Source organism: Aquincola sp. J276 (assembly GCF_024700035.1).
GTDB lineage: Bacteria > Pseudomonadota > Gammaproteobacteria > Burkholderiales > Burkholderiaceae_C > Aquincola > Aquincola tertiaricarbonis.
The window spans coordinates 573,894-599,611 of record NZ_JAJONC010000001.1; the positions used below are offsets into that span (position 1 = coordinate 573,894).

Annotated in this window: 23 protein-coding genes and 3 pseudogenes; 16 read left to right on the top strand and 10 right to left on the bottom strand. The window is 71.8% G+C overall.

Features of this window, described 5'->3' with window-relative positions; all coding sequences use genetic code 11:
* Positions 1-68: 68 nt before the first annotated feature.
* A pseudogene (locus LRS14_RS02755) lies at positions 69-530 on the top strand (FxDxF family PEP-CTERM protein); the annotation flags it as partial.
* A gap of 31 nt (positions 531-561) precedes the next feature.
* On the opposite strand, the gene LRS14_RS02760 reads toward LRS14_RS02755, so the two are convergent.
* Together LRS14_RS02760 and LRS14_RS02765 are read right to left on the bottom strand one after the other, a co-directional pair.
* Positions 562-1,485, bottom strand: coding sequence for an NAD(P)H-hydrate dehydratase (locus LRS14_RS02760; protein ID WP_046115337.1), 924 nt, complete (start codon positions 1,483-1,485; stop codon positions 562-564).
* Positions 1,482-2,276 carry a histidine phosphatase family protein gene (locus LRS14_RS02765; protein ID WP_046115378.1) on the bottom strand — a complete coding sequence of 265 codons (795 nt, stop codon included), beginning with the start codon at positions 2,274-2,276 and terminating at the stop codon, positions 1,482-1,484. Before LRS14_RS02765 ends, LRS14_RS02760 begins: the two co-directional genes overlap by 4 nt.
* Before the next feature lie 80 nt (positions 2,277-2,356).
* On the opposite strand from LRS14_RS02765, the gene LRS14_RS02770 reads away from it, so the two are divergent.
* Entirely contained in the window at positions 2,357-3,274 is a 918-nt protein-coding gene (locus LRS14_RS02770; RefSeq protein ID WP_257798518.1) for a bestrophin family protein, read from the top strand.
* 6 nt (positions 3,275-3,280) lie between these two features.
* Here the strand turns inward: LRS14_RS02770 and LRS14_RS02775 are convergent.
* Both LRS14_RS02775 and LRS14_RS02780 read right to left on the bottom strand, forming a co-directional pair.
* A pseudogene (locus LRS14_RS02775) lies at positions 3,281-4,433 on the bottom strand (DSD1 family PLP-dependent enzyme).
* 396 nt (positions 4,434-4,829) lie between these two features.
* On the bottom strand, positions 4,830-5,738 hold the full coding sequence (locus LRS14_RS02780; RefSeq protein WP_257798519.1) for a LysR substrate-binding domain-containing protein: 909 nt from the start codon (positions 5,736-5,738) through the stop codon (positions 4,830-4,832).
* Between the two features lie 206 nt (positions 5,739-5,944).
* Between LRS14_RS02780 and LRS14_RS02785 the strand changes: the two genes are divergently transcribed.
* From LRS14_RS02785 to LRS14_RS02830, 10 genes and pseudogenes are all read left to right on the top strand, one after another.
* Positions 5,945-6,973, top strand: coding sequence for an ABC transporter substrate-binding protein (locus LRS14_RS02785; RefSeq protein ID WP_257798520.1), 1,029 nt, complete (start codon positions 5,945-5,947; stop codon positions 6,971-6,973).
* Positions 6,974-6,998: 25 nt separating this feature from the next.
* Positions 6,999-8,083, top strand: a pseudogene (locus LRS14_RS02790) (ABC transporter ATP-binding protein).
* A 4-nt stretch (positions 8,084-8,087) separates the two neighbouring features.
* The gene (locus LRS14_RS02795) at positions 8,088-8,981 is read left to right on the top strand and encodes an ABC transporter permease (RefSeq protein WP_257798522.1); all 894 of its coding nucleotides are present in this window, start codon (positions 8,088-8,090) and stop codon (positions 8,979-8,981) included.
* A gap of 24 nt (positions 8,982-9,005) precedes the next feature.
* On the top strand, positions 9,006-9,803 hold the full coding sequence (locus LRS14_RS02800) for an ABC transporter permease (RefSeq protein WP_257798523.1): 798 nt from the start codon (positions 9,006-9,008) through the stop codon (positions 9,801-9,803).
* Entirely contained in the window at positions 9,804-10,952 is a 1,149-nt protein-coding gene (locus tag LRS14_RS02805; protein ID WP_257798524.1) for an FAD-binding oxidoreductase, read from the top strand.
* A complete protein-coding gene (locus LRS14_RS02810) occupies positions 10,942-11,319 on the top strand; it encodes a (2Fe-2S)-binding protein (protein WP_257798525.1) in 378 nt (125 codons plus the stop codon). Before LRS14_RS02805 ends, LRS14_RS02810 begins: the two co-directional genes overlap by 11 nt.
* Positions 11,309-12,694 carry an NAD(P)/FAD-dependent oxidoreductase gene (locus LRS14_RS02815; protein ID WP_257798526.1) on the top strand — a complete coding sequence of 462 codons (1,386 nt, stop codon included), beginning with the start codon at positions 11,309-11,311 and terminating at the stop codon, positions 12,692-12,694. The genes LRS14_RS02810 and LRS14_RS02815 overlap by 11 nt, the downstream gene beginning before the upstream one ends.
* Positions 12,691-13,833: an FAD-binding oxidoreductase gene (locus LRS14_RS02820; RefSeq protein WP_257798527.1), complete on the top strand. Its 1,143-nt coding sequence runs from the start codon at positions 12,691-12,693 to the stop codon at positions 13,831-13,833. The genes LRS14_RS02815 and LRS14_RS02820 overlap by 4 nt, the downstream gene beginning before the upstream one ends.
* A gap of 1 nt (position 13,834) precedes the next feature.
* Entirely contained in the window at positions 13,835-14,191 is a 357-nt protein-coding gene (locus LRS14_RS02825; RefSeq protein WP_257798528.1) for a RidA family protein, read from the top strand.
* An 826-nt stretch (positions 14,192-15,017) separates the two neighbouring features.
* Positions 15,018-17,438 carry an AI-2E family transporter gene (locus tag LRS14_RS02830; RefSeq protein WP_257798529.1) on the top strand — a complete coding sequence of 807 codons (2,421 nt, stop codon included), beginning with the start codon at positions 15,018-15,020 and terminating at the stop codon, positions 17,436-17,438.
* 8 nt (positions 17,439-17,446) lie between these two features.
* Here the strand turns inward: LRS14_RS02830 and LRS14_RS02835 are convergent, their stop codons facing one another.
* A complete protein-coding gene (locus LRS14_RS02835) occupies positions 17,447-17,872 on the bottom strand; it encodes a hypothetical protein (RefSeq protein ID WP_257798530.1) in 426 nt (141 codons plus the stop codon).
* A complete protein-coding gene (locus tag LRS14_RS02840; RefSeq protein ID WP_257798531.1) occupies positions 17,872-18,519 on the bottom strand; it encodes an acyltransferase family protein in 648 nt (215 codons plus the stop codon). The genes LRS14_RS02835 and LRS14_RS02840 overlap by 1 nt, the downstream gene beginning before the upstream one ends.
* Positions 18,520-18,542: 23 nt before the next feature.
* Between LRS14_RS02840 and LRS14_RS02845 the strand changes: the two genes are divergently transcribed.
* Positions 18,543-18,926: an HPF/RaiA family ribosome-associated protein gene (locus LRS14_RS02845; protein WP_046115351.1), complete on the top strand. Its 384-nt coding sequence runs from the start codon at positions 18,543-18,545 to the stop codon at positions 18,924-18,926.
* A gap of 30 nt (positions 18,927-18,956) precedes the next feature.
* Here LRS14_RS02845 and LRS14_RS02850 read toward each other — a convergent pair whose 3' ends face one another.
* A complete protein-coding gene (locus LRS14_RS02850) occupies positions 18,957-19,649 on the bottom strand; it encodes a type 1 glutamine amidotransferase domain-containing protein (protein ID WP_257798532.1) in 693 nt (230 codons plus the stop codon).
* A gap of 104 nt (positions 19,650-19,753) precedes the next feature.
* On the opposite strand from LRS14_RS02850, the gene LRS14_RS02855 reads away from it, so the two are divergent.
* Positions 19,754-20,674: a LysR family transcriptional regulator gene (locus LRS14_RS02855; RefSeq protein WP_257798533.1), complete on the top strand. Its 921-nt coding sequence runs from the start codon at positions 19,754-19,756 to the stop codon at positions 20,672-20,674.
* Positions 20,675-20,686: 12 nt separating this feature from the next.
* On the opposite strand, the gene LRS14_RS02860 is transcribed toward LRS14_RS02855, so the two are convergent.
* A complete protein-coding gene (locus LRS14_RS02860; RefSeq protein ID WP_257798534.1) occupies positions 20,687-20,890 on the bottom strand; it encodes a hypothetical protein in 204 nt (67 codons plus the stop codon).
* Positions 20,891-21,483: 593 nt separating this feature from the next.
* On the opposite strand from LRS14_RS02860, the gene LRS14_RS02865 reads away from it, so the two are divergent.
* Complete coding sequence (locus LRS14_RS02865) at positions 21,484-22,605, top strand: metallophosphoesterase (RefSeq protein ID WP_257798535.1); 1,122 nt, start codon at positions 21,484-21,486, stop codon at positions 22,603-22,605.
* The gene (locus tag LRS14_RS02870; RefSeq protein WP_257798536.1) at positions 22,602-22,820 is read left to right on the top strand and encodes a hypothetical protein; all 219 of its coding nucleotides are present in this window, start codon (positions 22,602-22,604) and stop codon (positions 22,818-22,820) included. The genes LRS14_RS02865 and LRS14_RS02870 overlap by 4 nt, the downstream gene beginning before the upstream one ends.
* On the opposite strand, the gene LRS14_RS02875 is transcribed toward LRS14_RS02870, so the two are convergent.
* Together LRS14_RS02875 and LRS14_RS02880 are read right to left on the bottom strand one after the other, a co-directional pair.
* On the bottom strand, positions 22,788-25,178 hold the full coding sequence (locus tag LRS14_RS02875) for a response regulator (protein ID WP_257798537.1): 2,391 nt from the start codon (positions 25,176-25,178) through the stop codon (positions 22,788-22,790). The two genes, LRS14_RS02870 and LRS14_RS02875, sit on opposite strands and share 33 nt — an antisense overlap.
* Positions 25,175-25,717, bottom strand: coding sequence for a YfiR family protein (locus LRS14_RS02880; protein ID WP_257798538.1), 543 nt, complete (start codon positions 25,715-25,717; stop codon positions 25,175-25,177). Before LRS14_RS02880 ends, LRS14_RS02875 begins: the two co-directional genes overlap by 4 nt.
* Position 25,718 lies beyond the last annotated feature (1 nt).

A 25,718-nucleotide genomic window follows, 5' to 3' on the forward strand; every position in this document is an offset into this window, starting at 1 on the left:
CGGCGTGTGCCGAACCCATCAACCTTCCCGGGAGCTGTATGAAATTCAACGCCATTGCCGTTGCCGCCGTGCTGGCCGCCACCGGCCTGCAGGCCTCCGCCGCCGCGCTCACGTCGCAAACCTTCGACAACCTGTCCTCCACCTTCTCCTTCGGTGCCACGCGCATCACCGGCGAGGACACCGCCTTCAACTTCGTGCTGAACCTGGGCGGCGGCGAAGCCGGCCAGCAGCAGTACACGGTCAAGGGCGACATCAGCGCCACCAACTTCAGCTTCAGCAGCGTGACGCTGAACGGCACGGCCTGGACGCTGTCCCCCAGCGTCGACGGCACCTACCTGGGCCTGGTGCGCGGCACCTTCCGCGGGCCGCTGGAAGTGGAGATCGCGGGCAGCTTCACCGGCCCGTCCGACGGCTACGGCAACCTGCAGGGCTCGCTGGTGCTGGCCCCGGTGCCGGAGCCCGAGACCTATGCCCTGATGCTCGCCGGCCTGGCAGCCGTGGGCTTCGCCGCGCGCCGCCGCCGGCACTGAACCCCGCGCCGGTGCTCCGCGCCGGCAGCGCTCACGCCGCGCACGGTCCCAGCTCGCGCAGCAGGTCCGGCACCTCGCCGGGCAGCTCACGGGCCAGCAGGCCCAGCATGCCCAGCCGGCGCGTGAGCCGGTCGCCCGCATGGGCATGCAGCACCACGCCCCAGGCACAGGCCTGGGCCAGCGGGGCGCCGCGTGCGGCCAGGCCGGCCACCAGGCCGGCCAGCACGTCGCCGGAGCCGGACGTGGCCAGGCCCACGTTGCCGCCATCGTGCTGCCAGGCGCGTTCCTCGCCCGGCGCGGCGATGAAGGTCTGCCGGCCCTTGAGCGCCACCACCGCCTGCCATTGCCGCGCCGCCTGCTGCGCCAGCTGCAGCGGCCGCGCCTGCACCTCGTCCTTGTCGATGCCGGTGAGCGAGGCCATCTCGCCGGCATGCGGCGTCAGTGCCCAGGCCTGGCGCGGCGGCCAGGGCTGGCCTTCGGGCGGCGACTTCACCACGCACATGCCATAGGCATCCAGCACCAGCGCGGTATGGCGGCAGCGCGTCAGCAGCCCGCGTGCGAAGTCCACTGCCGCGCCTTCGTCCTGCACGCCGGGGCCGAACAGCACCGCCCGTGCGCTGGGCAGGATGTCCTCCAGCAGCGCCAGGCCCTTGGCCGCCAGGCCGCCCGCCGCGGTCTCGGGCAGGGCCAGCACCCGGGCTTCGGGCACGGCCAGCGCCACGCCCGCGGCCACGCTGGCGGCGGTGGCGATGGTGAGCTTGCCGGCGCCCGCGCGCATGGCGGCCACGGCCGACAGCACGGCCGCGCCGGGCATCTCCGGCCCGCCGGCGATCACCAGCACCCGGCCGCGCTGTTCCTTGTCGCCATCCTCGTCGGGCAGGGGCAGCGGCCAGGCGCGCAGCGCGGCCTCGTCCAGCAGCAGCGGCGGCGGCAGCGAAGACAAGCGGTCGCTCATGACTTGGGTGCTGCCGGCATGTCGGGCTCGGCCGTCACCGGCTCGCCGGCTTCCACCACCGGCCGCACGAAGTTGGCCTGCTGCAGCGCCAGCTTGCCGCGGCGGCCCAGCGTGCGGTCGAAGGCATACCAGGTGACGGCGCAGTTGGGCACGTCGCCGGCGCGGTCGGTCTCCAGCACCTGGGCCTCGTCCATGCGCTCCAGCAGGTAGCGCAGGCAGTTGACGATCACCTGGTGCGCCACGATCAGCACGCGCTCGCCGCGGTGCTCGCGCGTCACCGTCTCCAGCACGCTGCGCAGCCGGAGGATGACGTCGCACCAGCTCTCGCCGCCGGGTGGGCGGAAGTAGAACTTGCCCACGTGGCTGCGCTGCTCGGCCAGCTGCGGATGCTGCTGCTCGATGCCCAGGCGAGTGAGCCGGTCCAGGATGCCGAACTCCTTCTCGCGCAGCCGTTCGTCCACCCGCACCTGCAGCTCGTCGTCGCCACCGGCCAGGCCCGCGGCCTGCATCACCAGCTCGGTGGTCTGGCGGGCGCGCACGTAGGGCGAGCACAGCACCACGTTGGGCCGTTCGTCGGCCGGCATGCCGCCGAACCATTCGCCCAGCGCCAGCGACTGCCGCTCGCCCAGCGCCGACAGCGGCACGTCCATGTCGCGGGTGGCGATGTCGATCAGCGGCAGGCCGGCGGCCTCGGCCTTGTCGCGCGCCACGTTGCCGGCGCTCTGGCCATGGCGCACCACCCACAGGCGGTCGGGCCATTTCTGTTGCGGATCGAGCGGGCTGGCGGGCATGGGCGAGTGGTGCTGCGCTGCGGTGGAGGTGCAGCGCAGCGGCAAGGCACGTGCCTGTCGGCCGGCTCCACAATCGGCCGATGATCGTGCGACCCCGACCCAGCGCCTGGCGCCTGTTCTTCGTGCTGCGCGGCTCCATCGTGCCGCACATCGCCGGCAAGCTGGCGCTGGTGGCGGCCGTCTCGGTGCTGGCGGTGTGGCTGCAGGGCCGCGATGCGCGGCTGGACGCAGCGCACCTGGCGGCGGTGCCGTTCTCGCTGCTGGGGCTGGCGCTGTCGGTGTTCCTGGGCTTTCGCAACAACGTCTGCTACGACCGCTGGTGGGAGGCGCGCCGGCAGTGGGGCAGCCTGCTGGCGGCCAGCCGTGCGCTGGCCCGCGAGGCACTCGCCGCGCTGCCCGACCAGCCCGCAGTGGCCCAGGCCGTGGTGCGCCGCTGCATCGGCTTCGCCCATGCGCTGGCCGCCCGGCTGCGCGATGACGACGCGGTGGCTGCGGCCGCGCCGTGGCTGTCCGTGGCCGAGCAGCCGGTGCTGGCGGCCGCGCGCAATGCCAACAACCTGGTCGCCGGCCTCATCGCACGCGACCTGGCCGGCGCCCGCGGCGCCGGTGCGCTGGGCGACATCGTCTACCAGGCGCTGATGGCGCACCTGCATGAATGCACCGCGGTGCAGGCCGCTTGCGAGCGGCTCAAGGGCACGCCCACGCCCTTCGCCTATTCGCTGCTGCTGCACCGCACGGCCTGGTTCTTCTGCCTGCTGCTGCCCTTCGGCCTGGCCGCCACGCTGGGCGCACTGACGCCGCTGGTGGTGGTCATCGTGGCCTACACCTTCTTCGGCCTGGATGCGCTGGGCGACGAGCTGGAAGAGCCCTTCGGCCGTGCCGACAACGACCTGCCGCTCAATGCGCTGGTGCGCGGGCTGGAGATCGACCTGCTGGAGCAGCTGGGCGTGCAGCCGCTGCCCGAGCCGTTGCAGCCGCGCGGCTATGTGCTGAACTGAAGTGCGTCACCAGCCGTGGAAGCGGTGCCAGGCCTGCACCGCGCCATCCTCGGCCAGCGCGTGGTACTGCGGGAACTGCGCGCCGGTGGCGCAGGCATGGTTGGGCAGGATGCGCAGCCGGGTGCCGATGGGCAGGGCGGCGGCAACGTCGATGGGGGGCGTTCTGCGTTCCCGGCGCGGCGCTGTGCGAGACGATGCCGTGCTCCTGGTTGGCCGACGACATCCGCCATCCCGGCATCGGCGTGCCATCCAGCGCGCACACCTGGCCGTAGCCGTAGTCCTGTGCCTGGCGCGCGGTGCCGCGGTCGCGGCTCATCGCCATCCAGCCGGCATCCACGATGGCCCAGCCCTTGTCGGCCTGGTGGCCGATGACGGTGGTGAGCACGCTGAGCGCGATCTCGTCGGTACGGCACACGCCCACGTTGTGCATCACCAGGTCGAAGAACACGTACACGCCGGCGCGCAGCTCGGTCACGCCTTCGAGCGATTCGGCGGCCAGCGCCGTGGGCGTGGAGCCCACCGACACCACGGGGCAGGGCAGGCCCGCCGCGCGCAGCCGCTGCGCCGCATGCACGCAGCCGGCCCGCTCCTGCTCGGCCAGGGCGGCCAGGGCCTGTGGCGTGTCCAGCTCGTAGCTGGAGCCGGCATGGGTGAGCACGCCGGCCAGCCGCATGCCGCCTTCATGCAGCAGGCGGCCGACGTCCAGCAGCGCCGCGTCGTCGGGCGTGATGCCGGAGCGGTGGCCGTCGGTGTCGATCTCGATCAGCACGTCGAAGGCATGCGCGTGGGCGCGGCCGAAGTCCACGATGGCCTGTGCACCGATCACGCTGTCGGTGAGGATCTTCAGTGCGCAGCCGCGCTGGCGCAGCGCCAGTGCCTGCGGCAGCCGGTGCGGCGCCATGCCCACCGCATACAGGATGTCGGTCACGCCCTGGGCGAAGAACTGCTCGGCCTCCTTCAGCGTGGACACGGTGATGCCCGAGGCACCGGCCGCCTGCTGGGCCGCGACCACTTCGGCGCACTTGGTGGTCTTGGCATGCGGCCGCAGCAGCACGCCGAGGCGCTCGGCCTGCTGCTGCATGCGGGCGATGTTGTGCTGCATGCGCGGCAGGCAGACGATGGCGGCGGGGGTGTCGAGCGTGTCGAGGGTGTAGGGCATGGCGGGGTGCATGGACTGCTAGGTGACAACTGTAGAGCGGGGCTGTTTGGTGACTTGCCTGGCGCCTTCGCACGGCACCAGTGCATCCGCAGAGCAGAGCCGTGCGGGGGGCGGTGCCCGGTGGGGCGATTTTTGGGGTGGCGAGGAGCGCAGCGCCGAGGTCGGCGCGCGCAGCGCGCTTCGTAGACTGATCCGCGGCCGCTGTCCGAGCGCAGTGAACGTAGTGAACGCAGCGAGTTCGGCCGCGCGACCTCGGCGCGAGCACCGCAGCGAAGTCCGGCCTGCGAGGCCGGACCACCCCAGCATGAGCCCCACCGGGCACCGCCCCCCGCGCGGCGGTCGAACAAGAACAGAACAAGCGGCCTCGCCAGCAGCACCACCTCAAAGGCCCAGACCTCACAACACCACACACCTCGGATCCAGCTGCTTCAGCGCGTACTCCCGCACGTACTGCACATAGGTCTGCACCAGCATCGCCGGCCGGCGCTGGATGGGCGTGAGCACGGTGAAGTCCATGCGGATGGTTGGCTCGAACGGGATGAAGCGGATGCCGTCGCCGCGGTATTCGCTGGCGGTGATGGGGTCGACCAGCGCCACCGCCAGGCCCGATTCGACGAAGCTGCACAGGCCGTGGCTGATCTGCGTCTCGAAGCGCAGGATGCGCTCCACGCCGTGGGCCGCGAACAGCGCGTCCACATGCAGCCGCGTGTCCAGCACCCGCGGGAATGAGGCGAAGTGCTCGCCCTTCAGGTCGGTCGGCTTGACCACGCTGTAGCTGGCCAGCCGGTGGCCCGCCGGCACCGCGCACAGCATGCGCGTGGCCAGCAGCGGCTCGCCGTGGGTGCTGGGCGCGTTCATCGCCAGGATGGCGAAGCCGATGTCGCAGCGCTGGCCCACCACCATGTCGACCACCGTGCGCGACGAATGCGACAGCAGCGAGATCTGGGTCTGCGGCCGCTCCACCAGGAACTGCGCCGTCGCCCGCGGCAGGAACGAGATCGACAGCGCCGGCGCCGCGGCCACCTGCAGCACGCCGCGCTGCTGATGGCGGATCTCTTCGGCCGTGCGGGCGATGCGGTCCACGCCCAGCAGGCTTTGCTGCACTTCCTCATACAGCGTCTGCGCCTCGGGCGTGGGGATCAGCCGGCCGCGCACGCGCTCGAACAGCGCGAAGCCGATGCTCTGCTCCAGGTCGGCAATCAGCCGCGTGGCCGCGGGCTGGCTGATGTGCAGCATCTCCGACGCCTTGGTGACCGTCTGGCACAGCATCACCGCGCGGAAGGCTTCGAGTTGACGGATGCGCATGGTCGTTTAACCCATGTTCTGATGTTATGGACGGGTGAACAAATTGTATTTCACGCATGCCCCATCGCTTCCTAGACTGTGCCTCAGCCCTGCGGAAAAGCGCTTCCCAACACGCCGCGGGTGCCCATAAGCCAAATGCATTGGATTGGTGAAAACCCGAACCAAGCTGGTGCGTGAAGGCCCTTTCAGGTGCACAAGGAGTCCGTATGAAACCGACCCGTCTCATCGTCGCGCTGGCGGCTGCCGCCGCTGCCCAAGCCGCCATCGCCCAACAGCCCACGCTGTACCTCGGGTCCTATGGCGGCTCCACCGAGAAGCTCTTCAAGGAGAAGATCATCCCGGCGTTCGAGGCCAAGCATGGCGTGAAGGTGGTGTACGTGGCCGGCAACTCCACCGACACGCTGGCCAAGCTGCAGGCGCAGAAGGCCAAGCAGGAACTGGACGTGGTGCTGCTGGACGACGGCCCGATGCAGCAAGCGGTGCAGTTCGGCTTCTGCGATGCGGTCAAGCCCGAGGCCTATGCGCCGCTGTATCCGCTGGCCAGGCTCAGCGACAAGTCGGTGGCGGTGGGCGTGGTGGCCACCGGCCTGGCCTACAACGTCGAGGCCTTCAAGAAGGCCGGCCTGGCCAAGCCCGACTCCTGGGAGCTGCTGACCAACAAGCAGTTCAAGCAGAAAGTCGCCATCCCGCCGATCAGCAACACCTACGGCCTGCAGACGCTGATCATGTTCGCCAAGCTGCGCCAGGGCGGCGAGAAGGCGATCGAGCCGGGCTTCAAGGCGATGACCGGCGAGGTGGCGCCCAACGTGCTGGCCTGGGAGCCTTCGCCGGGCAAGATGACCGAGCTGTTCCAGAACGGCGACATCACGCTGGCCGTGTGGGGCAGCGGCCGCGTGCAGGCGCTGAAGGACACCGGCTTCCCGGTGGAGTTCGTCTACCCGAAGGAAGGCGCGCTGGCGCTGATGATCGCCGGCTGCCCAGTGGTGCAGAGCGACGTGCCGCAGCAGTCGCAGGCACTGCTGCAGTACCTGCTGACGCCCGAGGTGCAGGCCCTGCTGGCCGACGGCCAGGGCTGGGGCCCGGTGAACAAGGCCACGCAGCTGGCACCGGCCGTCGCGGGCAAGGTGCCCTACGGCGAGGCACAGGTGGGCAAGCTGATTCCCACCGACTGGACGGTGGTCAACGAGAAGCGCGGCGAGTGGACCAACCGCTGGAACCGCTCGGTCGAGCGCTGAGCGGCCGCTGACGGAAGCCACCGCCATGTCCTACCTCACGCTTGATGGGCTCGCCAAGCACTTTGGCGATTTCACTGCCGTCGATGGCCTCTCGCTGACCATCGAGAAAGGCGAGTTCCTTCGCTGCTGGGCCCTTCGGGCTGCGGCAAGACCACCACGCTGCAGATGGTGGCCGGCTTCGTCGACCCCAGCCGCGGCCGCATCGTGCTCGACGGCCAGGACATCACCGCGCTGCGGCCCGAGAAGCGCGGCATGGGCGTGGTGTTCCAGAGCTATGCCCTGTTCCCGCACATGACGGTGGCGGAGAACGTGGGCTTCGGCCTGGAGATGCGCAAGGTGCCGCGTGCCGAGCGCGACAAGCGTGTGGCCGAGACGCTGGAGCTGGTGCGCCTGGGCGGCCTGGGCGGGCGTCATCCCAAGGCCTTGTCGGGCGGCCAGCGGCAGCGCGTGGCGCTGGCGCGTGCGCTGGCCATCCGGCCTGCGGTGCTGCTGCTGGACGAGCCGATGTCCAACCTCGACGCCAAGCTGCGCGAGGAAATGCACATCGAGCTGCGCGGCATCCAGAGGCACCTGGGCATCACCACCATCCTGGTCACGCACGACCAGGTGGAAGCCATGACGATGAGCGACCGCGTGGCGGTGATGCACGGCGGGCGCATCGTGCAGCTGGGCACGCCCTTCGACGCCTATGAGCGGCCGCAGTCGGCCTTCGCCTCCACCTTCCTGGGCCAGACCAACACCGTGGCCGGCAGCGTGGTGGCCACGCATGAGCGCTGCTGCGAGGTGGCGCTGGGTGCCTCGGCCGGGCCCGATGCACGCCGCATGTTCGTGCCGCACGAGGGCCAGCGTTATGCCGGCCGGGTCGACGTGTACCTGCGGCCGGAGCGCATCCAGGTGGTGCCGGCCGGGCAGGGCATCGACGGCCGCGTGGCCACGCGGGTGTTCCTCGGCAGCCACTGGATGCTGGAGATCGACAGCGCGGTGGGCCGGCTGCGCGTGAGCCAGCCCAACGTGGGCACGGTGCCACCGGGCGAGGGCACGGCCGTGGGCCTGCGCTGGACCGACGACGACGCCCGCCTGCTGCATGCGGAGGCCGCCCATGGCCGCTGAGGTGATGAGCCATCCTTCCGTGCAGGCCGTGGCCCGCAACGAACGGCCGGGCCTGGCGCCCTGGCTGCTGTCGGGGCCGGCGCTGCTGCTGTACATCGGCATGCTGTTGGTGCCGCTGCTGATGACGGCGCTGCTGTCGTTCAATGCCTTCGACGGCACCCGCGGCGTGCTGCCCGAGCACACGCTGGCCAACTATGCCGAGGTGCTGGGCGACGGCTACTACCACGAGATCTTCCTGCGCACCGGCGGCATGGCGCTGGGCGTCACGCTGCTGTGCGTGCTGTTCGGCGTGCCCGAGACCATCATCCTGGCGCGCATGCGCAACCCCTGGCGCTCGATGTTCCTGGTGGTCATCCTCGGGCCGCTGCTCATCTCGGTGGTGGTGCGCACGCTGGGCTGGGCCATCCTGATGGGCAACCAGGGCCTGATCAACCAGGCGCTGATGGCGCTGGGCATCACCGACGAGCCGGTGAAGCTGCTGTTCACGATGAGCGGCGTGGTGATCGCGCTCACCCATGTGCTGATCCCGTTCATGGTGATCTCGGTGTGGGCCGCGCTGCTGAAGCTCGATCCGCAGATCGAGAACGCCGGCCTGTCCCTCGGCGCGCCGCCGATGACGGTGTTCCGCCGCGTGGTGCTGCCGCAGATCCTGCCGGGCGTGCTGTCGGGCTCGATCATCGTCTTCGCGCTGGCGGCCTCGGCCTTCGCCACGCCGGCCATCCTGGGCGGGCGGCGGCTGAAGGTGGTGGCCACCGCGGCGTACGACGAATTCCTGAGCACGTTGAACTGGCCGCTGGGCGCGTCCATCGCGGTGCTGCTGCTCATCGCCAACGTGGCCATCGTGCTGGGCTGCAACCGCTGGATCGAGCGCCGCTATGCGGCCGTGTTCGACCGCTGACCGCGCTGCCAAGGAGAACGATCCATGAGAAAGAACGGCTGGCTCTCGCTGCTGTACCACGCGCTGTTCATCGGCTTCATCCTGGCGCCGCTGCTCATCGTGGTGGCGGTGAGCTTCACCTCCAAGGGCTTCATCTCGCTGCCCACCGAAGGCCTGTCGCTGCGCTGGTTCCGCGCCATCCTGGATGCCAAGGAAATCATCGACGCCTTCTGGCTGTCGCTGTGGCTGGGCCTGGCCAGTGCCACCGTGGCGGTGGCGCTGGCGGTGCCCGCGGCGCTGGCGATGGTGCGCCACCGCTTCCCCGGCCGCGGCGTGTTGATGGGCTTCTTCCTGTCGCCGCTGATGATCCCGCACGTGGTGCTGGGCGTGGCCTTCCTGCGCTTTTTCTCGGCGCTGGGCTTCACCGGCAGCTTCGCCTGGCTGGCGCTCACCCATGTGATCGTGGTGATGCCCTATGCGCTGCGGCTGGTGCTGGCCGCGGCCACCGGCATGGACACCGATGCCGAGCGGGCGGCGCTGTCGCTGGGCGCCAGCCGCTTCACCGCCTTCCGGCGCGTGGTGCTGCCGCTGATCCTGCCCGGCGTGGCCGGCGGCTGGATGCTGGCCTTCATCCAGAGCTTCGACGAGCTGACGATGACCGTCTTCGTCTCCACCCCCGGCACCACCACGCTGCCGGTGGCCATGTACAACCAGATCGCCCACACCATCGATCCGCTGGTGGCCTCGGTGTCCACGGTGCTGATCGTCGGCACGCTGGTGCTGATGCTGCTGCTCGACCGCATCGTCGGCCTGGACCGCGTGCTGGTGGGCAAGGGGAACTAGATGACCGACCTGTCTAGACAAGCCGACGTCATCGTCGTCGGCGGCGGGCTCGTGGGCACCGCGGTGGCCTACGGCCTGGCGCGGCAGAAGGCCAGCGTGCTGGTGCTCGACGAAGGCGACCAGGCCTTCCGCGCCAGCCGCGGCAACTTCGGCCTGGTGTGGGTGCAGGGCAAGGGCTACGGCTTTGCGCCCTATGCCCGCTGGACGATGCGCTCGGCCCGCAGCTGGCCGCAGCTCGCTGCCGAACTGCTGCAGGAAACCGGCGTCGACGTGCAGCTGCGCCAGCCCGGCGGCTACGCCTTCTGCTTCACCGATGAAGAACTGGAAGCGCGCCGCGCCCGCCTGCAGTCCATCCGCGACGACCTGGGCGGCCGGCCCGCCGACTACCCGTTCGAGATGCTGGACACCGCCGCTGTGCGCGAGCGCGTGCCGCACATCGGCCCCGAGGTGGTGGGCGCCAGCTACACGCCGATGGACGGCCATGCCAACCCGCTGAAGCTGCTGCGTGCGCTGCATGCGGCCCTGCAGCAGCGCGGCGTGCGCGTGGTGCCGGGCAGCCCGGTGCAGCAGATCGGCCGCACTGCCGACGTGTTCACGGTGCAGGCCGGCGGCCAGCGCTGGCAGGCGCCGCGCATCGTGCTGGCGGCCGGCCTGGGCAACCGCACGCTGGCCGAGCAGGTGGGCCTGCATGCGCCGGTGCAGCCCAACCGCGGCCAGGTGCTGATCGGCGAGCGAGCAGGGCACTTCCTGGACTTTCCGACGCTGAACGTGCGCCAGACGGACGAGGGCACGATCCAGCTGGGTGACTCGATGGAGGAGGTGGGCTTCGACGACAGCACCACCACCGACGTGCTGGCCGCCATCGCCCGCCGCGGCGTGCGCAGCTTTCCGGTACTGGCCGGGCTGAAGCTGGTGCGGGCCTGGGGCGCGCTGCGGGTGATGAGCCCCGACGGCTTCCCGATCTACCAGCAGTCCGCGGCGCAGCCCGGTGCCTTCGTCACCACCTGCCACAGCGGCGTGACGCTGGCGGCCAACCATGCCCTGGCCATCGCGCCCTGGGTGCTGGGCGGCGCCAAGCCCGAAGAGATCAACCCGTTCGAGGGCAGCCGTTTCCTCGACCCGAACTACCACTTCAGCCATGCCCACTGACGCCAACCGCTCTCCGTTCCAGCCCTTGCCCGGCGCCGCGCCTGTGGCCATGGTGCAGATCCGCTTCGACGACCGGCTGCTGCAGGTGCCGGCCGGCACCACCGTGGCCGCTGCGCTGCTGCAGTCGGGCGTGCAGCGCTTTCGCAGCTCGGCCGTCAGCGGTGCGCCGCGTGCGCCCTACTGCATGATGGGCGTGTGCTTCGAATGCCTGGTCGAGATCGACGGCGAAGCATCCCGCCAGGCCTGCCTGGTCGCGGTGCGCGAAGGCATGCAGGTGCGCACGCAGCAGGGGCTGCGCAGCTTCGGCGAACCGGCCGCTGCAACGGTCGCCATGCCCATGCCCGTGGAGGCCGGCCATGACGCCTGAAGCCGTGGACGTGGTGGTCATCGGCGCCGGGCCCGCCGGCATGTCGGCCGCCATCGCGGCGCGCCAAGCCGGTGCCAGCGTGGTGCTGCTGGACGAGCAGGCCGCGCCCGGCGGACAGATCTACCGCGCCATCACGCAGGTGGATGCCGATGCGCGCCGGCTGGACGTGCTGGGCCCCGACTACGGGGCTGGCCGCCCGCTGGCCGAGGCCTTCGCCCGCAGCGGCGCGCGGCATGAAGCCGGCGTGGCGGTGTGGGAGGTGACGCGGGACCACCAGGTGCATGCGCTGCAGAACGGCGGCGTGCGCAGCTGGCAGGCCCGGCGCGTGGTGCTGGCCACCGGCGCGATGGAGCGGCCGTTTCCCATCCCCGGCTGGACGCTGCCCGGCGTGATGACCGCCGGTGCCGCGCAGATCCTGCTGAAGACCGCGCAGCTGGTGCCCACCACCGGTGGCCTGGTGCTGGCCGGCTGCGGCCCGCTGCTGTACCTGCTGGGCTGGCAGTACCTGCGGGCCGGCGTGGAGATCAGCGCCATCGTCGACACCACCGACCGCGCTGACCACCGCCGTGCGCTGGCCCATGCGGCCGGTGCCTTGCGCGGCTGGCGGGTGCTGGCCAAGGGCCTGAAGCTGATGACGGCGCTGCGCCGCGCGGGCGTGCCCTTCTTCACCGGCGCCACCGGGCTGGCGGTGGAAGGCACCGACCATGCGCAGGCACTGCGCTTCGAGGCCGGCGGCCGCAGCCACCGCATCGAGGCCGCCACCGTGCTGCTGCACCAGGGCGTGGTGCCCAACACCCAGTTCAGCTGGAGCCTGCGCGCCGAGCACCGCTGGGACGAGGCGCAGCTGTGCTGGACGCCGCAGGCCGATGCCTGGGGCGAGCTCAGCGTGCCGGGCATCTTCATCGCGGGGGATGGCGGCGGCATCGGCGGTGCACTGGCGGCGGCCTGCCAGGGCACGCTGGCGGGCCTGGCGGTGGCCGCGCAGCTGGCGCGCATCGACGCCGCCGAGCGCGACCGCCGTGCCGCGCCCGTGCGTGCCGAACTGGCCACCCAGCTCGCCATCCGCCCCTTCCTGGATGCGTTGTACCGGCCCAAGCTGCGGGTGCCGGCCGACGACGTGATCGTCTGCCGCTGCGAGGAAGTGACGGCCGGCGACCTGCGCGCCCATGTGGCGCTGGGCTGCACCGGCCCCAACCAGGCCAAGAGCTTCGGCCGCTGCGGCATGGGGCCGTGCCAGGGCCGCCTGTGCGGCCTGACCGTCACCGAGGTGATTGCCGAGGCCCGCGGCGTGTCGCCGGCCGAGGTGGGCTACTACCGCATCCGCCCGCCGATCAAGCCGATCACGCTGGGCGAGCTGGCGCGCGAGGCGCGATGAGCGCCGCGGCCTCGACCAGCGACGTGCTGGTCATCGGCGGCGGGCTGCAGGGCCTGTCGAGCGCGCTGCACCTGGCGCGCCGCGGCTGCAGCGTGCGGCTGCTCGAGGCCGACTACTGCGGCCGCCATGCCTCGGGCGTGAACGCCGGCGGCGTGCGCACCGTCGACCGCCACCTGGCCGAGGTACCGCTGTCGGTGGCGGCGCGCGCGCTGTGGCACCGCCTGCCCGAGCTGGTCGACGAGCCCGCCGGCTTCGTGCCCAGCGGTCAGCTCAAGCTGGCCGAGACGCCGGACGAGCTGCTGACGCTGCAGGAGCGCGTGGCCACGCTGAACGTGATGGGCTTCACCCATGAACGGCTGATCGGCCCGGCCGAGGTGCGCGAGCTGGTGCCCAGTCTCACGCCGCGCATCACCGGCGCAATCTGGGCGGAGGACGATGGCTACGCTTATCCGTTCGGGGTGGTGACGGCGTTCCGGCGCGCTGCCCAGCGGCGCGGCGTGCAGCTGCATGAAGGCACCCCCGCGCAGCGCATCGAGCGCGTGGGCAGCCTGTGGCAGGTGCACACGCCGCAAGGCCGTTTCGAGGCGCCGCACCTGGTCAACACTGCCGGGGCCTGGGCCGGCGAGATCGCCCGCCAGGCCGGCGAGCCGGTGCCGATCGAGGCCGGCGGCCTGATGCTGATGGTGACCACGCGTGTCGAGCCCTTCGTCAACCCGGTGCTGGGTGCGACGGGCAGGGCGCTGTCGTTCAAGCAGTTCGGCAACGGCACGGTGGTGATCGGCGGCGGCCTGCGCTGCAAGGCCGATGCGGTGGCGCGCCACGGTGAGGTGGACATGCTGCAGCTGGCGCGCAGCGCACACACCGTCACCGACCTGTTTCCGCACCTGCAGGGCCTGTCGATCAACCGCGCCTGGGCCGGCGTGGAGGGTTTCATGCCCGACCAGATTCCCGTCATCGGCCCCAGCCGCACGCAGCCGGGGCTGGTGCATGCCTTCGGCTTCTCGGCCCACGGCTTCGAGCTGAGCCCGATCGTCGGGCAGATCGTGGCCGAGCTGGTGCTCGACGGTGCCAGCACCTTGCCGATCGCACCGTTCGCGATCGACCGTTTTGCTTCATCCACCCCAACCACACGACACTGACATGACCACCGATATCCAGCGCTTCCAGTCCACCCGCCGCCTGTCGCGCGTCGTCGTCCACGGCAACACGGTGTACGTGGCTGGCGTGACCGCCAGCAACACCGAGGGCGACATCGGCGCACAGACCGCGGACGTGCTGGCCAAGATCGACCAGTACCTGGCGAGCGTGGGCAGCAGCCGCTCGCGCCTGCTGCAGGTGCAGATCTGGCTGAAGGACATCGAGCGCGACTTCGCCGGCATGAACGCCGTATGGGAATCCTGGATCCCCGAAGACGCCGTGCCCACCCGCGCCACCTGCGAAGCCAAGCTGGCCTCGCCGAAGCTGCTGGTGGAGATCATCGTCACGGCGGCGGTGTGACGTGCCTGGTGGTGATTTGCTGAACTTGGGCGGTTTGCGCAGGGCCGTGCGGGCAGGCCCGGGGGCTTAGCTTCCGCGGTTCGCGCTTCGCGCGAACTGCCCTGCGCTGCTCGGCGCTCCACATGCGCCCCCGGGCCTGCCCGCACGGCCCTGCGCAAAGGGCCAGCGGGGTGACGTGCTTGGGTACAACTGTGCGGGCGCTCTGCTTCGTGGCTGATGCTCGCTCGCTGCTTTGGCCGCTGCCGCTGCCGCTGCCGTTGCAGCACATGCTGCCATCGCCACTGCCACTGCCACTGCCACTGCCACTGCCACTGCCACTGCCACTGCCACTGCCACTGCCACGCCGTTGCCGTTGCCGTGCTGTCGCTGTCGCCGGGCCGGGGCAAGGCGCAATGCTGTTGCTAGCGCGCACTCGTGGCAAGGCCACCCCGCATCAAATGAGCAGAGCCGTGCGGGGGGCGGTGCCCGGTGGGGCGATTTGTGGGGTGGCGAGGAGCGCAGTGCCGAGGTCGGCGCGCGCAGCGCGCTTCGTTGACTGATCCGCGGACGTTGTTCGAGTGCAGTGAACGCAGTGAACGTAGCGAGTTGGGCCGCGCGACCTCGGCGCGAGCACCGCAGCGCAGTCCGGCCCGCAGGGCCGGACCACCCCAGCATGAGCCCCGCCGGGCACCGCCCCCCGCGCGGCGGCCCAACAAGAAGAGCACCTGCGGCCTCACCACCGGAAAGCACCCAAGCCAGCCCCCACACACCCCGACACCAGAAACACGGGGTGCTTCCCAAGTGCGGGCCCGCTGGCTGCTCCATGGGCGGGCCCATGCCACCGCCCATGAAATCCGATCCGCATCCCGACGAACCCCTGCGCCCCAGCGGCCTGCTGCTGGCGCTGCTGCCCGAGGCGCGACTGCTGGTCTCGCTCATCACCGCGGCCCTGGTGATCGCCGCGCTCTACTACGGCCGCTCGATCCTGATGCCGCTGTTCCTGGCTTTCCTGCTGGGCTTCATGCTCGACCCGCTGGTCGTGCGCCTGAAGCGCTGGGGGCTGCCGCGGGTGTATGCCGTCATCGCGGTGATGGTCGGCGTGCTGGCCGCGCTGGGCCTCGCCACGGTGTTCCTGGGCAACCAGGTCAGCGCCCTCAGCGCCCAGCTGCCCACCTACCAGAGCAACATCCAGCACAAGCTGCGCGAGCTGCGCAAGACGGCCGGGCAGCCCGGCATGTTCGACGGCGCAGTGCGCACCTTCGACGCCGTGCGCCGCGAGGTGGACAAGGCCGCGGCCAACACGCCGCGCACCGGTCCGCCGGTGCAGCGGGTGCATGTGGAGGAACGCCCGCTCACGCCGATGGAGCAGGCCATCGAATGGGCCGAGGTGGGGCTGGCGCCGCTGGCCACCGCCGGCATCGTGCTGGTGTTCGTGGTGCTGGTGCTGCTGGACCGGGTGGACCTGCGCGACCGCCTGCTGCGGCTGTGGGGCGGCAGCCTGCACCGCTCCACCGACGCGATGGACGAGGCTGGCCGGCGCATCAGCCGCTACCTGACGATGCAGCTGGCGGTCAACGTGAGCTATGGCGTGCCGATGGCGCTGGGCCTGTGGGCCATCGGCGTGCCGGGCGCGCTGCTGTGGGGCGCGGTGGCGGCGCTGATGCGCTTCGTGCCCTACGTGGGGCCGATGATCGCCGCGGTGTTCCCGCTGGCGCTGGCCTTCGCGGTCGATCCCGGCTGGGACATGTTCCTGTGGACGGGCACGCTCATCATCGTGCTGGAGGTGGTCAGCAACAACATCGTGGAGCCGCTGCTGTACGGCGCCAGCACCGGGCTGTCGGCCATGTCGCTGATGGTGGCGGCCACCTTCTGGACGGCGCTGTGGGGCCCCATCGGCCTCATCATGAGCACGCCGCTCACCGTGTGCCTGCTGGTGGTGGGCCACCACCTGCCGCGCTTCGCCTTCCTCAACGTGCTGCTGGGCAGCCAGCCCGCGCTGGACCCGCCCACACGGCTGTACCAGCGGCTGCTGGCTGGCGACGTGGAAGAAGCCATCGAGGTGGCCACGCTGCAGGCGCAGGACGGCAACCTGGCCGCCTTCTACGACGACGCCGGCCTGCAGGTGCTGCGCATGGCCACCAGCGACCATGCCAGCGTGGCCACCGCCGAGCACCGCCACCGCGTGGTCACCGGCATGGAGGCGCTGCTGGACGAGCTGGTGGAGCTGCATCCGCCGCCGGCCAGCACCCGGCCGGGCGCGGTGTGCATCGGCGGCAAGTGGGAGGTGGACACGCTGGCCGCCCGCATGCTGGCCCATGCGCTGAGCCTGCAGGGCCGGCCCGCCGAGCACCGGCCCGCCGCCGCGCTGAATGCCGAGACCCTGGCCCGGCTGGACCTGCGCGGCGCGCGCACCGTGTGCATCTCCTACTTCGCGGTGGCGCCGGAAACCTCGGCCCGCCACTTCTGCAAGCGGCTGCGCCGGCTGTACCCGGAGCTGCGCATCGTGCTGGGCCTGTGGAACGCGCCCGAGCTGCTGCGCCAGGGCGAGACGCCGGAATCGCTGGGCGCCGATGCGGTGGTCAGCTCGGTCGGCGAGGCCATGGTGCGCATGTCGCAGTACATGGGCGACGACCTGCCCGAAGGCTTCCTCGAAGCGCCGCTGCCCGCCGACGAACCGGCACGGCTGCAGGCGCTGCAGGCCAGCGGCCTGCTGGACCCGCGCGCCCGCACGCTGCTGGAGGCCGCCTCGCGCCGCGCGGCCGACATCTTCGACGTGCCGATGGCGCTGGTGTCGCTCATCACCGAGGACCGCCAGCAGGTGGGCGGCGCCTTCGGCAGCCTGCCGCTGGTCTCGTCGGCGGAAACGGCCGCCGGCGGCGTGGCACTGGGCGGCGACGACATGGGCATGCAGCGCCGCATGTCCCTGTGCGGCCATGTGGTGGCCGATGGCCACACCCTGGTGGTGCCCGACATCGCGCGCGACCAGCGCTTTGCCAACAACCCCGCGATGCAGGACCGCGGCGTGCGCTTCTATGCCGGCGCGCCGCTGGTGGATGCCGCGGGCTTCAAGGTGGGCACGCTGTGCCTGGTGGACGTGACGCCGCGTGCGCTCACCACCCGCGAGGTGCGGCTGCTGGAATCGATGGCCGCCGACCTGATGGTGCAGCTGCGCAGCAGCGTCGCCCAGTGGGGCGCCGCCGCGCCGCCCGGCGAGAACGACCAGCCGCCCTCGGCCACCGTGGGCCAGCTGCTGCCCAGCACCGGCTGACCGTGGCTTCAGCCGCCGGCGGCCAGCGCCACCGGCCGGTGGGCGCTGCCGCGCCGGGCAGCTGCCAGCGCCGGCCGCTCCACCAGGTGCCACGAGGCCGCCGCCAGCAGCAGCGTCACCAGCGCCGACTGCAGCATGTGGGCCGCCAGCCCCACCTGCGGCTGCAGCACCGAGATCACCTGCTGCACCGGGAAGGCGTAGATGTAGACGCCGAAGGAATAGTCGCCCAGCGCATTGAAGCGGCGCAGCCAGCCGCCCGGCAGGTAGGCCGCGGCCAGCGCCAGGTAGGCCAGCGGCAGCGGATACACGGCGGTGAAGGCCCGCGACTGCAGCAGCGTGCCGGCGGCCAGCACCGCCGCCGCCAGCGCCGCCCAGCGCCAGCGAAGCCGGATGTGGTGCCGCAGCTGGTAGGCCAGCACGCCCAGCGAGAACATCAGCAGCAGCCGGCCGCGCGGTCGTGCGCGCCCTGCAGCGCGGCGCGCAGCATCATGGCGGCCGAGCCGGTGGCCGCACCGGCGAAGGCAAGGGTCATCAGCCGCGCCGCATGCGCCGGATGCCAGCGCCCCAGCACCGCGGTGGCCACGCCCACGAGGGCCAGCAGGCCATAGCAGTGCAGCTCATGCGGCAGCGTCCACAAGGAGCCGTTGACCGCATGCGGATAGGGCGTGTCGCGGAACACGCCGGGCAGGGAGCCGGTGGTGCCGAACAGCACGGTGCAGTTCTTCAGCACGTAGGTCCAGGTGGTGTCGGCGCTGAAGTACGCCGCCGCCGGCAGCGCGCTGAAGGCGCTGAGCACCAGCACCGTCACCGCCACCATCGCCCACATGCCCGGCAGGATGCGCGCCGCCCGCGCCAGGACGAAGCGCCGCAGCGAGCCGGCATACCACCAGCTGGAGGTGACCAGCAGCCCGCTACAGAAGAAGAACAGGTCCACCGCGATGGAGCTGGGGCTCACGCCCAGTGTCTGCCAGGGTTCGCGGTAGCGGTTACCGATGCGTAACACCACGAGCAGGGGGCAGCCCTCGTCAAGGAAGAGGTTGCGCATCGCGGGCTGGGCATGCGTGTTGCCCGACCAGGGCATCAACCGTCAGACCTGGAGCCCCCATGCAGATTCAAGTAGAGACCGACAACCACATCGAAGGCCGCCAGGCGCTCACCGACTACGTGCAGGGCGTGATCCTGGATTCGGTCGACAAGTACGCCGAGTACCTCACCCACGTGGAAGCGCACCTGGGCGACGTGAACAGCGGCGACAAGTCCGGCAGCAACGACATGCGCTGCATGCTGGAGGCGCGGGTGTCGGGCGTGAAGAACATCGCCGTCACCCACCAGGCCGAGAGCCTGCACCTGGCCATCGACGGCGCGGCCGAGAAGCTGGAGCATGCGCTGGCCTCGCAGCTGGGCAAGCTGATGGACAAGCAGCGCCGCGCCGAGGCGCCCGGCCACATCGCCGCCGACATCGTGGAGAAGAACCCCGACGCGATCTGACCGGCGGCAGGCGGGCCGCCGGTCCGGTGCTCAGAGGCCCAGCGCTTTCAGCACCTCGGCCGCCACCAGCGAGGAGGACTGCGGGTTCTGGCCGGTGATCAGCTGGCCGTCCCGCACCACGAACGGCTGCCAGTCGGCCGCGCCCACGAACTGCCCGCCCAGCGCGCGCAGCCGGCTCTCCAGCAGGAAGGGCACCACCTCGGTCAGGCCCACCGCGGCTTCTTCCGAATCGGTGAACGAGTTCACCTTCAGGCCCGCGACGATGGATTGGCCGTCCGGGCGCCTGGCCGTCACCAGGCCGGCCGCGCCGTGGCACACCGAAGCCACCACCTTGTTGCCGGCCCAGGCCTGCTCCACCGCGCGGGTGACGCCCGGGCTGGTGGGCAGGTCCCACATCGTGCCGTGGCCGCCGGGCAGGAACACCGCGTCGAACTGCGTGGCGTCCAGCTCGGCCACCGGGCGCGTGGACTGCACCAGCGCCTGCAGCGGCGCATCGGCCAGGAAGCGTTCCACGATCTCGTCGTTCTCGCCCTTCGGCTTGACGCTGCCGGGGTCGATCGGCGCCGGGCCACCGGCCGGCGAGGCCAGCACCACCTCGGCGCCGGCATCCACCAGCGCGTAGTAGGGCGCCGCCAGTTCCTCGGCCCACAGGCCGGTGGGCTTGCCGGTGTCACCCATGCGGCTGTTGCTGGTGACGATCATCAGGATGCGGGCTTGTGCCATGGGGTGCTCCCTAGGGAAGTGGATCAACAGCCCCAGAATCTAGGCGCTCGATCGGTCGCCATAAAGGCGGTTGCAGGTACTTCATTCATTACGCCGGGGCACAAATGGCACGTTCGTTCGATCCGGTGCAGCTGGGCAGCATCGAGCTGTTCTGCAAGGCGGCGGAACTGGGCAGCTTCACCGCGGCGGCGGAGGCGCTGGGCGTCACGCCGGCGGCGGTCAGCCGCAGCATCGCGCGGCTGGAGCAGCGGCTGGGCGTGCGCCTGTTCGTGCGCACCACCCGCAGCATCCGGCTCACCGAGGACGGCGCGCTGTACCGCGCCGAGTGCCAGCAGGCGCTGGAGCAGATCGCCGAGGCCGAGCGCGCCATCACCGGCCGCCAGACCACGCCCACCGGGCTGCTGCGCATCAGCGTGCCCACCACCTATGCCCACCACAGGCTGCTGCCGCTGCTGCCGGCCTTCGCCCAGGCCTACCCCGGCGTGGCGCTGGAGCTGAACATCGGCAACCGCAACGTCGACCTGGTGGACGATGGCTACGACCTGGTGATCCGCCTGGGCGAGCCGCAGGATTCCCGGCTGATCGCGCGCAAGCTGGAGGACGCCACGCTGGGCCTGTTCGCCGCGCCGGCCTACCTCGCCGTGCGCGGCCATCCGCAGGTGCTGGCCGACCTGGCCGGCCACGACTGCATCCAGTTCATCCTGCCCAGCACCGGCCGGCCGCTGCCCTGGCTGCTGCGCGACGCGCAACACCGCGTGGTGGACCATGCCTTCCAGAGCCGCCAGCGGGTGCACGAGGACGTGCTGGGGGTGGTCACCTGGGCGCGGGCCGGTGGCGGCATCTGCCAGATCTACCACTTCATCGCCGAGGAAGCGGTACGCCGCGGCGAGCTGGTGGAGGTGCTGCCGCAGCTGGCCGGGGCGACGCGGCCGTTTTCGATCCTGTATCCGCAGAACCGGCACTTGTCGGCGCGGGTGCGGGCATTCGTCGATTTCGTGGTGGAGGCGGTCCGCCGGCCTGGTTGAACGGGCAGGGCGTCAGAACACCCCCGCGTCCTCCGCCCCCTGGAGGATGGCCTGCGCCAGCCCGCTCATCGGGCCCTGGATCTCGTCGGAGGCCGGCGCCGAGGCGCGGGCGGTCCAGATGACCGAGCCGCCGGCCACGTCGACGATGCGGGTGCTGGCCGAGTAGGCGGTGCTGCGGCGTTCTCCGCCGCCGTAGCCGCCGATGGGCACGGCCACGCCCACGCCGCCGCCCACATGGCCGCCGCCGAAGCCGAAGCTGCCCAGGCCGATGGAAAACGCCGGACCGCCGCCCCCTGGGCGCCCGCCCAGGCGGACACCGTGGTGGCCAGCACCGCGCGCGCGCCGGCCTGGCGGGCGAGGCCGAGGTACTGCTGGTCGGGCACCGGCTGGCCGGGCGCTGGCGGCTCGATCTGCGGCGCGGTGACCGGCGTGGCGCCATGCGCCACCACGGCGCCGGCCATCTGGTCCTCGCAGATGCGCTTGACGGCCGGGTCCACCGCCTCGCACGCGATGAGCACCCGCGCGCCCTGCAGGCTGCTGGCGGGCCGGTTGGGTGCGGTCCACTGGCCCTCGATGCGCGGCGCGGCGGCGCAGCCGGCCAGCAGCGCAGCGGCGGCGGCGGCGCACAGCGCCAGCATGGCGCGGTGGGGGCCGGGACCGGCCCGGTGGTGGGGAATGTGGTGGGGAAGGCGGTGCATGGCAGATCTCCCGGGCCGCGGCGGAACGGCGGCCATCGTCCTGCCGGGGCAACGGCGGTGCCCGGCGTGCGCCGCGGTTGAACGCCGGCCCCGCACCCCCATGTGGGTGCGATGCCCGCACTCTGGCTCCTGGTCCTGCTTCATGTCTACATCGGCGCGCGCATCGCGCCCGGGCTGCCGGGGGTGGTGGCGCCCGCGTTGCTCGTGGCCTGGTTGGTGGCGTCGGCGGTGCTGATCCCGGTCGGCTTCTTCGGGCGCAAGTCCCGCAGCCGCGCGGCGGCCGACCGCTGGAGCTGGGCCGGCATGCTGGCGCTGGGCAGCTTCTCGATGCTGTTCGTGCTCACCCTGCTGCGCGAGCTGCTGCTGCTGGCCGCGCTGCCGTTCGATCTGCCGCCGCTGGCCGCTCCCAGCGCCATGGCGGTTCCGCTGCTGGCCGTGCTGGCGGTGGTGCTGGGCGTGGTGGGCGCGCGGCGGCGGGCGCCGGTGCGGCAGGTGGACATTCCCATCGAGGGCCTGCCCGCGGGTTTGCACGGCTTTACCGTCGCGCAGATCACCGACGTGCATGTCGGTCCCACCGTCAAGCGGGCCTATGTGCAGCGGATCGTTGATGCCGTCAACCAGTTGCAGGCCGATGCGGTGGCCATCACCGGCGACCTGGTGGACGGCCGGGTGCAGGACCTGCAGCACGACGTGGCGCCGCTGGCCGGCCTGCGCTCGCGCCACGGCAGCTTCTTCGTCACCGGCAACCACGAGTACTACAGCGGCGCGCCCGAATGGATTGCCGCGCTGCGCGGCCTGGGCATCCGGGTGCTGCTGAACGAGCATGTGGTGCTGCAGCACGGCGATGCCCGGCTGGTGATGGCCGGCGTGGCCGACTACACGGCCGGCCACTTCGAGGCCAGCCACCGCAGCGACGCCCGCGCCGCGCTGGCCGGCGCGCCGGCCGATGCCGGCCTGCGGCTGCTGCTGGCCCACCAGCCGCGCAGCGCGGCGGGCGCGGCCGATGCAGGCTTCGACGTGCAGCTGTCGGGGCACACCCATGGCGGGCAGTTCCTGCCCTGGAATTTCTTCGTGCGGCTGCAGCAGCCGTTCACCGCCGGGCTGCACCGGCTGCGCGGGCTGTGGGTATACGTCAGCCGCGGCACCGGATACTGGGGGCCTCCGATGCGGCTCGGTGCGCCTTCGGAGATCACGCGCGTGCGCTTCATCCAACTCAACAGGGAAACCCCATGAAGACCATCGACGAGATGCTGAGCCTCGACCTGCTCACCCCCGAACAGCACCACCAGATCGGCGCCTGGATCGCACGCGCCGACTCGCCCGACGCCATCCTGGAGATGCCCGCTTCGCTGTGGCAGGCGGTGGAGCGGGCCAGCGCGGTGATGGGCATCGACGCCGACCTGCTGCGCCCGCCTTCACTGGACGCGGGCGGGGCCGTCTTCAGCTGAGGACACCCGCGCGGAATGCGCCTGCGCCGTCCAGCGGTGCACCACCGACAGCAGCTGCTGCGCCACCACCGGCTTGGTGAGGAAGTCGTTCATGCCCACCGCCAGGCAGGCGGCGCGGTCCTCCGCGAAGGCATTGGCCGTCAGCGCCACCACCGGGATGGTGGTGTTGTGCGGCCCGGCCGCCCCGTTGCGGATGCGGCGGGTGACCTCCAGCCCGTCCATGTCGGGCATCTGCCAGTCCATCAGCACCAGGTCGAAGCGGTGCTCGCGCAGCAGGCCCAGCGCACTGCGGCCGTCGCCGGCAGCCTCCACCCGCAGGCCGGCATTGCTCAGCATGGCCATGACGATCATCTGGTTGGTGGGATCGTCGTCCACCACCAGCAGCCGGCGGCTGCTGCCCGCCTGAAGCGGCAGCAGCGTCTGCGCCGGCGCCGCCGTGGCCGCCGGCGGCAGGCGCTGCGCATCCCGGTGGCGGCCCAGGCGGCTGACCAGCGCGGCCCGCAGCACCGGCTTGAGCACGCTGCGCGGCAGCTGCATGTGCTCCCGCGCCATTTCCACCGCATGCGATTGCGCGTCGTTCATCGCGATCACCCGCTCGGGGTCGATGACGTCGGCACAGTGCTCCAGCAGGCCCCAGGCCTCGGGCGATTCGGCGGCCACCAGCAGCCAGGGCGGCTCGGCGGCCTCGTCCGGCGCCATGGCCGCGCGCAGGTCGGCTGCATCGGCCACCCGGCGGCTGGGGATGCGCATGCGTTGCAGCATGGCCTGCAGGGCCTCGGCGCTGGCGTCGTGCGGCTCGAAGAACACCACCTGCTGCACGGCCGGCCGGGCGGGCGGCTGGGCCACGGCGGCCGCCTGCGGCGGCGCGGCCGGCAGCAGGATGTCGAAGCTGAAGGTGGAGCCCTGGCCCGGCCGGCTGCGCACCGTGATGTCGCCCCCCATCGCCCGCACCAGCTCGCGCGAGATGGTCAGGCCCAGGCCGGTGCCGCCGAAGCGGCGGGTGGTGGCTTCGTCGGCCTGCGCGAAGGGCTGGAAGATGTCGCGCGTGGCGCCCAGGTCCATGCCCACGCCGGTGTCGCTCACCTCGAAGCGCACCCGGTCGCTGCCGCTGCCGCACACCCGCATCACCACGTCGCCGGCGGGTGTGAACTTCACCGCGTTGCCCAGCAGGTTCAGCAGCACCTGGCGCAGCCGCATTGGATCGCCCTGGCGCCAGGCGCCCAGCTGCGGCTCGATCACCACCGCCATGGCCAGCCCGCCGGCGCGTGCGGCCACCGAGGCGGTGGCCACCGCCGCTTCCACGCAGTCCACCAGGTTGAAGGCCTCGTGCGACAGCGTGAGCGCGCCGGATTCGATGCGCGCCACGTCCAGCACGTTCTCGATCAGCGCCAGCAGGTTGGCGCCGCTCTGGCCGATGGTCTCGATCAGGTGCGCGCGGTGCGTGGCGTCGCTGCCCTGCTGCAGCAGCTGCGCCGCGCCCAGCACCGCGTTCAGCGGCGTGCGCAGCTCATGGCTCATGTTGGCCAGGAAGCGGGTCTTGGCCAGCGAGGCGGCCTCGGCCCGTTCCTTCTCCTGCGCCAGTTCCTGCGTGCGGCGGGCCACGCGCTCCTCCAGCGTGCGGTTGGCGTTCTCCAGCGCATCGTCGCGCTGCTGCACCTGGTCCAGCATCTCGTTGAAGGCGCGGATGGCCTGGCCGACCTCGTCCTTGCCGTCGCCGTGGATGCGGCGCGAGTAGTCGCGCTGCTCGGCGATGCGCGAGGCGGTGCGGGCCAGGGCCGTCACCGGCCCGGTGATGCGCCCGGCGATGCGGCGCACCATCGGCAGGCTCACCATCAGCACCAGCAGCTGCACGCCCACCAGCGCGGCCGCGCCGGCCAGCAGCTGGCGCAGGCCCTGCAGCCGGTCCAGCTCCACCACCACGCGGCCCAGCCGGTCGTTGCCGGCCATCACCGGCGCCTGCGCCACCAGGCAGCCGAAGCCCTCGCGCGGGGCGCTGGCGGGCTTCAGGCCGGCGGCGCGGTAGGTGGCGCGCACCGCGTTGCCGGCATCGTGCAGCCAGGCGCCGCGCACGTTGCTGCGCACCCGCAGCACGGCCAGCGTCTCGTTGGCGGCCTGCAGGTCGCCAAAGGCCAGCGGCGCCTCCAGCGCGAAGGCGATGGTGCGGGCCAGTTCCTCGGCCTCCCCGCGCATGCCACGTTCCTGGAACCACACCGCCACCGTCAGCATGGCCAGCAGCGACAGCATCGCGGTCAGCGACGAGGCGGCCACGAACAGGCGCGGCAGCCGCCGGCGCAGCGGCAGGTGGCCCGAGCGGTTCCACCAGGCCTCGACCGGGGCGGGGAGCAGGGGCCGCTTCATTTGCGCAGCACCTCGCGCGCCAGCTTGAGTGCACCGGCGCGCACGGCGATGCCGGCCCGCTGCAGCGCGGCCAGGTTGACGTCGAAGCGCAGCGCGTCGTTGACCACCACCACCTCCACCATGCCGCCGCCGCTGGCGAAGCCGTCGATCTGCGCCATGGTGAGCACCGGTTCCTCCGCCTGCGGCAGGGCCGGCGCGGCGCGGCGCGGCGCGCTGTCGTCGATGTAGAGCAGGTGGCAGCGCTCGGCGCCGGGCCGTGGCGCCAGCAGCACCAGCTGCAGCGGCCGGCCGGCGGCGGCGCCGGCGGCCTGGCGGCGGAAGGCATCGGCCACGGCCGGGCTGTCCTGTGCCACGCACAGCTGCAGCGGCGTGTCGTCGGCGGCGAAGGTGCCGGCCGGCCATTGCACGAAGCGGGCGAAGGTGGTCACCAGCCGGGCCTTGGCCACTGCATCGCTGCCGGCGGCTTGGGCGCGCAGGGCGGCCGGGCTGGCCGCCAGCGCGGCGCACAGCAGTGCGCGGGAGAGGTACTGCGTGGCCATG